This is a genomic window from Brevundimonas sp. AAP58 (assembly GCF_001295975.1).
GTDB lineage: Bacteria > Pseudomonadota > Alphaproteobacteria > Caulobacterales > Caulobacteraceae > Brevundimonas.
This window is the reverse complement of sequence record NZ_LJHU01000050.1, coordinates 1-6586: the sequence shown is the minus strand read 5'-3', so window position 1 is coordinate 6586 and position 6586 is coordinate 1. Positions and strand designations below refer to the sequence as shown.

Sequence of the window (6586 nt, the reverse complement as noted above, 5' to 3'; positions counted from 1 at the left end):
CGAGGAAATCGCCAAGGTCGAGTATTCCCCGCGCATGGAGGGCCGCCAGATGATTATGATCCTGGCACCGAAGTAGGGTCTCAGGCGGCTTCGGCCGCCAATTCCGCTACGTCTGATCCCAAGGCCCGACGGATCGCGTTCAACAGCGCGTCCGGCTGGATGGGTTTCGCCACCACGCCGGTCATCCCCGCCGCCAGATAGTCCGAGGCGTCGCGCGGATCGGCGTTCGCGGTCAGGGCCAGGATCGGGACGCGGGCGGCTGGGATCGTCAGGGCGCGGATCGCACGGGTGGCCGCGACGCCATCCATGACCGGCATCTTGATGTCCATCAGGATCAGGTCGAACGGCCGGGCGCTGGCGGCTTCCACGGCCTCCTTGCCGTCGGCCACGGCTTCGTGGGTGCAGCCGAACATCTCCAGCAGCTTGGCGGCCACGAAACGGTTGGTCGGGTTGTCGTCGGCGATCAGGACATGCAGCGTCTCATGCGGCGTGGGCTCGGCCATGACCTCGGCTGAGCCGCGCATCTCGGGCCCGCAGACCGGCAGGCGCAGGGTGAAGTGGAAGCGCGCTCCGCCCTGGGGCGCGCGTGCCACGCCGATCGATCCGCCCATGCGCTCGACGATCTGGCGGCAGATCGCCAGGCCCAGGCCGGCGCCGGCACCTTCGCGACCGGCCTCCCCGGTGTTGAAGGGCTCGAAGATGGTGGCGGCCGCATGGTCCGGTATGCCGGGGCCAGTGTCGTCGACAACGGCGTCGAACCGGACCGCGCCGTTGTCCCCTTGCGTGGAGAGGGTGACGGTCACTTCGCCGGCGTGGGTGAACTTGAGCGCGTTGCCGATCAGGTTGTTCAGCAACTGCTTGATGCGCATGCCGTCGGCCAGCACCCAGTCGTGGTCAGTGGTCTCGCAGGCGACAGTGAGGGTCAGGCCCTTCTCCTCGGCGCGAGGGCACCAGAGGGCGGCGAGGTCCTGGCCCATCGCGTCGATGTGGAGAGGACCGGGTTCCAGGGTCAAGACACCGGCGGAGGCCCGGGACATGTCGAGCGCGTCGGTGAGCAGCCGCAGCAGGCTCTGGCCGGAATCGAGGATGGTCTGGACGTAGGGGCGCAACTCCTCCTGCTGGAGCTTGCGGTCCAGCAGGCCGGCGACGCCCAGAACTCCGTTGAGCGGGGTGCGGATTTCGTGGCTCATGACGGCCAGGAACTCGGACTTGGCGCGGCTGGAGGCGCGAGCCTCGGCCTCGGCTGCGGCGAGGTCGCGCGCGAGCGTGGTCATCTCCTCTGCCTTGGCGCGGTAGAGGACGGATCCAGCCTGAAGGATCTGGACGCCTGCGCCGACGCCGACATAACGGCCGTCTTTCACAACGATGAAGCCGCGCAGCAGCATGTTCAGCTCGGCGGCGTCGACACCGCGAAAGAAGGTCTCGGCCGAGGCGTCGGCGTCGGCCGTCGGCGGATTGGGGTCCATTAGGGTCGAGACGGGGCGGCGGGCATAGAGCGCGCGGCCGAACTCGGCGGCCATCTTCAGGGTGAAGGCGTTCCTCTCGATCAGGCCGACAGGGCGACCCTCGGCGTCGACCACGGCGATGGCCAGGGTGTTGGGCTCGGCCTCGAACCGGTCGAAGACGACCGCGCCCAGGGTGTCGGGCGACACCGGGTCCACTGCGTCAATGAAATCGCCGATCCGCGCCATCGGGCCTCCTGCTGGGACGGCAGAGATATCCTGCGGCCCTTAATGCCGGCTTTGCCGTTCTTGAAAGTTTTGCAGCGATTTCATCGCAGTATGTCCGTAGACGGAGCAAGTGAGGGGCGCGGCGACCCGCCCCTCGCCGGAGCGGTCAAGCTCCGCTAGAAGGCGAAGATGCCCGACAGCCCGACCATTTCCGCGCCCGCCGATCACAGCGAGCGGCGGGCGTTGGTCGTTCTGTTCGCCATCGTTTTCATCAACCTGGTCGGCTTCGGCCTGGTGGTGCCGCTGCTGCCGTTTTTCGGCGACAGCCTGAACGCCGAGGCCTGGCAGGTGGCGCTGATGTTCTCGGCCTATTCGATCGGCCAGTTCTTCGCCGAGCCCTTCTGGGGGCGGCTGTCGGACCGGATCGGGCGAAAACCGGTGCTGCTGATCACCGTCTGCGCCAACGCCGTCGGCTATCTGATGCTGGCCTTCGTGCCCAACATCTGGCTGGCCATCGCGGTCCGGCTGTTCACCGGGCTGGGCGCGGGCAATGTTTCGACCGTCCAGGGCTATGTCGCCGACGTCACGCCGCCAGAGAAACGCGCCGGGCGGATGGGGCTGATCGGGGCCGCGTTCGGGGCGGGCTTCATCGCCGGGCCGGGGCTGTCGGGCATTCTGGTGCGGGAGGATATGGGGCGGCTGGGCTATCAGCTGCCGATCTTCGCGGCCTGCGGGCTGGCGGTCCTGGCGGCGATCGGCGTCGTCCTGTTCCTGAAGGAGAGCCTGGTGAAGTCGGCCACGCCGCCGAAGCGGACGCCGTTCCTGGGCGGCGTGCGGGACGCTGCGGCCAATCCTGTGATCTCGCGCGTGATCGTCGTGACCCTGATCTACATGGCGGGTTTCTCGGGCATGGAGTCGACCTTCGGCCTGTGGACGGGAGCCCGCTATGATTGGGGCGCGCGCGAGGTGGCCTTCGCCTTCATGGCTGTAGGGATCGTCTCGGTGATCAGCCAGACCGCGATCACGGGGCGACTGGCGCGACGCTTCGGCGAGAGCCGTGTGCTGGCGGGCGGGTGCCTGCTGTTCGGGGTCGGGCTTCTGGGCCAGATGTTCTCGCCGGGGGCCTGGTTCGTGACCGTGGCCATGATCATCGGCGGCTTCGGCATGGCGATGACCATGCCCAACATCTCGGCCATGATCTCCAAGGCCAGCCCACCGGATCGGCAGGGCGCCATGCTGGGGTTGAACATGGCCGCGAGTTCTTCCGGGCGGATCGTGGGGCCGATCGTGGCGGGGGCCATGTTCTCGGGCCTCGGTCACGACTGGCCGCTGGCGGTCGGGGCGGTTCTGATGGTTCCGGCGGCGATCATGGCGATCAACGCCGGGCGATCGGCCAGCCAGCCGGCGCGGCTGGCAACGGAGGCGGCGGAGTAGGGGTTGGCTGCCCTCCATGGCTCACGCTAGGGTTGGGTCGAGGGTCGATGATGTCGAGGGAGGTGGGTCACATGTCGATTATCCCCAGCCGGTGGACCAGGTCCGCCGTCGTAGCGTTCATGGCGGCCTCGCTCGCGGCCGGTTCGGCGGCTGCGACGACGCTTCAGGAGGGTGAATGCCTGCCGCCGGAGGGGGCTCGCACCACCGGGCCGGCACCGCTTTCCGTCTACGGCTCCTTGCCGGCCACCGATCTGGTCGACGTGTCGCCCAGCGGACGGCGGCTGGCCTATATCGCCGTGATCGGAGAGGAGCGCAGCATGGTCATCTGCGATCTGGAGACCCTGCGCCTGATCGGCGGCGTGCGGGCGGGGGACGTCAAGGTCCGCGCGCTGGACTGGATCGGCGAGGATCATGTGATGCTCACCACCACGGCGACGCAGTCGGGGACGCTGACGGGACTGCAGCGGTCGGAGCTGGCCGAGGGCCAGATCTACTCGATCGAGACGCGGCGCGTGGCCAAGGCGCTCGATGCAACGCCCGGCGTCTTTCCGCGTCTGGTGGGGACCTACATTCGCGGCGACGAGCTGATCGTCGGCGGTGCCGGTTACGATGGGCTTGGCCTCTATCGGATCAACCTGACCAACGGCCGCGGGGAAACCCGCGTGCTGAACCCGGAACGGGAAGGCGGTTCTTACCTGTTGAACGCTGACGCCGCGGTCATCGCGCGCGTGACCTTTGATCCGCGCAGCAAGGTCTGGACGATCCAGCGCCGGGTCACCGGCGGGTGGCGCGACATCTGGCGCACCGAGGCACCGATCGACGCCCCCTCGCTCGTGTCCTTTGGCCGGACCGATCGGGAAGTCGTCATTCGTGGCGGTCAGGACTCGGAATACGATCAGCTCCGCCTGCTCAACCTGGACACCGGAGAATGGTCCGACCTTCCCTTCACGGGACGCCCGACCGGTATTCTGGTTCATCCGCGCACCCGCCTCCTGATCGGTGCCAGTACCCAGGGGGACGGCGAGGTCGAAATGCAGTTTCTGGACACAGAGGCTGAGCGGGCCTGGAACACCGTGCGCGCGGCCTTTCGGGGCAGACGGGCGCGACTGTCGGCCTGGTCCGACGATCTCAGGGTCCTGGTCGTGATGACCGAGGGTGCCGGCGACCCTGGCACCTATCATGTGGTGGATCTGAACCGCCGGACGGCTGAAGTCTTCGGCGAGACCTATCCGCTGTCGCCCGACCAGGTCGGAGAGGTCCGGGTCATCTCCTATCCCGCCGCCGACGGCCTGCGCATTCCCGGCTATCTGACCCTGCCGCCCGGCGTGACCGAGCCGCGGGGCCTGCCGCTGGTGGTCCTGCCGCACGGCGGACCGCAGTCGCGCGACTATCTGGGCTTCGACTGGTGGGCCCAGGCCATGGCGTCACGCGGCTATGCAGTGCTTCAGCCCAACTTCCGGGGGTCTGACGGTCTGGGCCGCGCCCATCTGGAGGCCGGATACGGCGAGTGGGGCCTGAAGATGCAGACCGACCTGTCGGACGGCGTGCGCTGGCTGGCTTCGGAAGGCATCGTCGATCCGGGTCGCGTGTGCATCGTGGGCGCGAGCTATGGCGGATACGCCGCCATGGCCGGACCGACACTGGATCAGGGCGTTTATCGATGCGCGGTCTCCGTGGCGGGCGTGTCGGACCTGCGCGCCATGGTGCAGTGGGAGGCCGAGCAGGGCCGTCGGGATTCGCCTGTCGTGCAGTACTGGAACCGGTTCATGGGTGCCGACCGCCTGGGCGACCGTTCGCTGGACGACCGCTCTCCGGCCGCCCAGGCCGCGCGGGCGGACGCTCCCATCCTGCTGCTCCACGGCCGTGACGACACGGTTGTGCCGTTCACACAAAGCCAGCGGCTGGCCGATGCCCTGCAGCGCGCCGGGCGACCCTATGAGTTCGTCACCCTGGATGGTGAGGATCACTGGCTTTCGCGAGCCGACACGCGGACCCGGATGCTGAACGAGACGCTGCGCTTTCTGGAAACACACAATCCAGCCCGCTGATGCAGCTTGCGTTTCGGTGGGGCTTGCCCTAGAAGCCGCGCCTTCGCGTGCGGACCGCCGGGCGAACAGGCATGCCTGGGCGGGACGAAAAGGACCCTTTGAGGTTCGACGGGCTCCGGCCCATCAGAATGAGAGTCGAAAATGCCGAAACTGAAGACGAAGTCGGGCGCCAAGAAGCGCTTCAAACTCACTGCGACCGGCAAGGTGAAGGCCGGGGTTGCGGGCAAGCGTCACCGCTTGATCAGCCACAACTCCAAATACATCCGCCAGAACCGCGGCACCTCGGTCATGGCCGACGCCGACGCCAAGAAGATCAAGTCCTACATGCCCTACGCCTGATCGGCACCCGGCAGACCCGATCGCATCGCACAGAGATTTTGAAGGACTAGACACATGGCACGCGTGAAACGGGGCGTTACGTCCCACGCCAAGCACAAGAAGGTTCTGGAGCAGGCCAAGGGCTTCTCCGGCCGCCGCAAGAACACCATCCGTACGGCCAAGGCCGCCGTGGACCGCGCCGGGCAGTACGCCTATCGCGACCGCCGCAACAAGAAGCGTTCGTTCCGCGCCCTGTGGATCCAGCGCATCAACGCCGCCGCCCGCCAGGAAGGCTTCACCTACTCGCAGTTCATCCACGGCCTGTCCAAGGCCGGCATCGAGCTGGACCGCAAGGTGATGGCCGCCATCGCCGCGGACGCGACCGGCTTCAAGGCCATCGCCGACAAGGTGCGCGCCGCCCTGGCCTGATCGGTCTGGCGATCAGCGAGATGAGAAGGGCCGTCCGGGCAACTGGGCGGCCCTTTCGCTTGGGCGCGAAGAAAAAGGCGACCCTTGCGGATCGCCTTGAGGTGGCATCATCGAGAATGAGGCGCGGAGGCAGCAGGACCTGCCGGAGCGGGTCCAAGTCGGGGGGCGTCGCCGCCTCCGCAGACCGATAACGGCGACTAGCTATTCCCGTTCCGTGGGGAGCGAAGATTCTTTCGCGCGGGTGGCGAGGCGGAACGGCCACGCTGGCGAAGGCGTTGACGACCTTGAGTTTCCCAGTCGCCCGAAAGGCCGCCATGACCCACAACGATCCCCATTCCCGCGCCGCCGACGCCGTGCACGAGGGCCGGCCCGTCGAAGAGCAGTTCGTCAAGCAGGGCCGAGGCGGTCGGCGGATCACCCTTGTGATGGCGGCGGGTATCGCCCTGACGCTGATCGGCTTCGTGGTGCTGTATCTGGTGTTCGCGCCGGGCTTCTCGGCCAGGGACGCCAATACGGGCCAGCAGGCGGTCGACGCCGCCGCCTTCCAGGACGGGACTGTCACGCCCCCGGTCGCGGACGCTCCGACGACGGCGACCGGCGAACCGACCAGCCCGCCGACGGGCGGGTGATGGGAGGAGTGGCTAGTGGCTGGTGCTCGGGGCGAACCCAGTCGCCACTAGCCACCAG

6 protein-coding genes and 1 pseudogene are annotated in these 6586 nt (G+C 67.8%); 6 read left to right on the top strand and 1 reads right to left on the bottom strand.

Features of this window, described 5'->3' with window-relative positions:
- A pseudogene (locus tag IP78_RS15260) lies at positions 1 to 76 on the top strand (translation initiation factor IF-3 C-terminal domain-containing protein); the annotation flags it as partial.
- Positions 77 to 80: 4 nt separating this feature from the next.
- Here the strand turns inward: IP78_RS15260 and IP78_RS07025 are convergent.
- The gene (locus IP78_RS07025) at positions 81 to 1691 is read right to left on the bottom strand and encodes an ATP-binding protein (protein WP_054110984.1); all 1611 of its coding nucleotides are present in this window, start codon (positions 1689 to 1691) and stop codon (positions 81 to 83) included.
- 168 nt (positions 1692 to 1859) lie between these two features.
- On the opposite strand from IP78_RS07025, the gene IP78_RS07020 reads away from it, so the two are divergent.
- From IP78_RS07020 to IP78_RS07000, 5 genes are all read left to right on the top strand, one after another.
- A complete protein-coding gene (locus tag IP78_RS07020) occupies positions 1860 to 3104 on the top strand; it encodes an MFS transporter (protein ID WP_156320320.1) in 1245 nt (414 codons plus the stop codon).
- A 71-nt stretch (positions 3105 to 3175) separates the two neighbouring features.
- Complete coding sequence (locus tag IP78_RS07015) at positions 3176 to 5152, top strand: S9 family peptidase (protein ID WP_231680949.1); 1977 nt, start codon at positions 3176 to 3178, stop codon at positions 5150 to 5152.
- Between the two features lie 141 nt (positions 5153 to 5293).
- Positions 5294 to 5491, top strand: coding sequence for a 50S ribosomal protein L35 (rpmI, locus tag IP78_RS07010; protein WP_029416075.1), 198 nt, complete (start codon positions 5294 to 5296; stop codon positions 5489 to 5491).
- A 54-nt stretch (positions 5492 to 5545) separates the two neighbouring features.
- Positions 5546 to 5899, top strand: coding sequence for a 50S ribosomal protein L20 (gene rplT, locus IP78_RS07005; protein WP_029416074.1), 354 nt, complete (start codon positions 5546 to 5548; stop codon positions 5897 to 5899).
- Positions 5900 to 6213: 314 nt separating this feature from the next.
- Entirely contained in the window at positions 6214 to 6528 is a 315-nt protein-coding gene (locus tag IP78_RS07000; protein ID WP_054110983.1) for a hypothetical protein, read from the top strand.
- Positions 6529 to 6586: the final 58 nt, after the last annotated feature.

Coding starts and splice junctions, on each gene's coding strand:
- IP78_RS07025 (WP_054110984.1), bottom strand. CDS start 1,691: ATGGCGCGGATCGGCGATTTCATTGACGCAGTGGACCCGGTGTCGCCC.
- IP78_RS07020 (WP_156320320.1), top strand. CDS start 1,860: ATGCCCGACAGCCCGACCATTTCCGCGCCCGCCGATCACAGCGAGCGG.
- IP78_RS07015 (WP_231680949.1), top strand. CDS start 3,176: ATGTCGATTATCCCCAGCCGGTGGACCAGGTCCGCCGTCGTAGCGTTC.
- rpmI (WP_029416075.1), top strand. CDS start 5,294: ATGCCGAAACTGAAGACGAAGTCGGGCGCCAAGAAGCGCTTCAAACTC.
- rplT (WP_029416074.1), top strand. CDS start 5,546: ATGGCACGCGTGAAACGGGGCGTTACGTCCCACGCCAAGCACAAGAAG.
- IP78_RS07000 (WP_054110983.1), top strand. CDS start 6,214: ATGACCCACAACGATCCCCATTCCCGCGCCGCCGACGCCGTGCACGAG.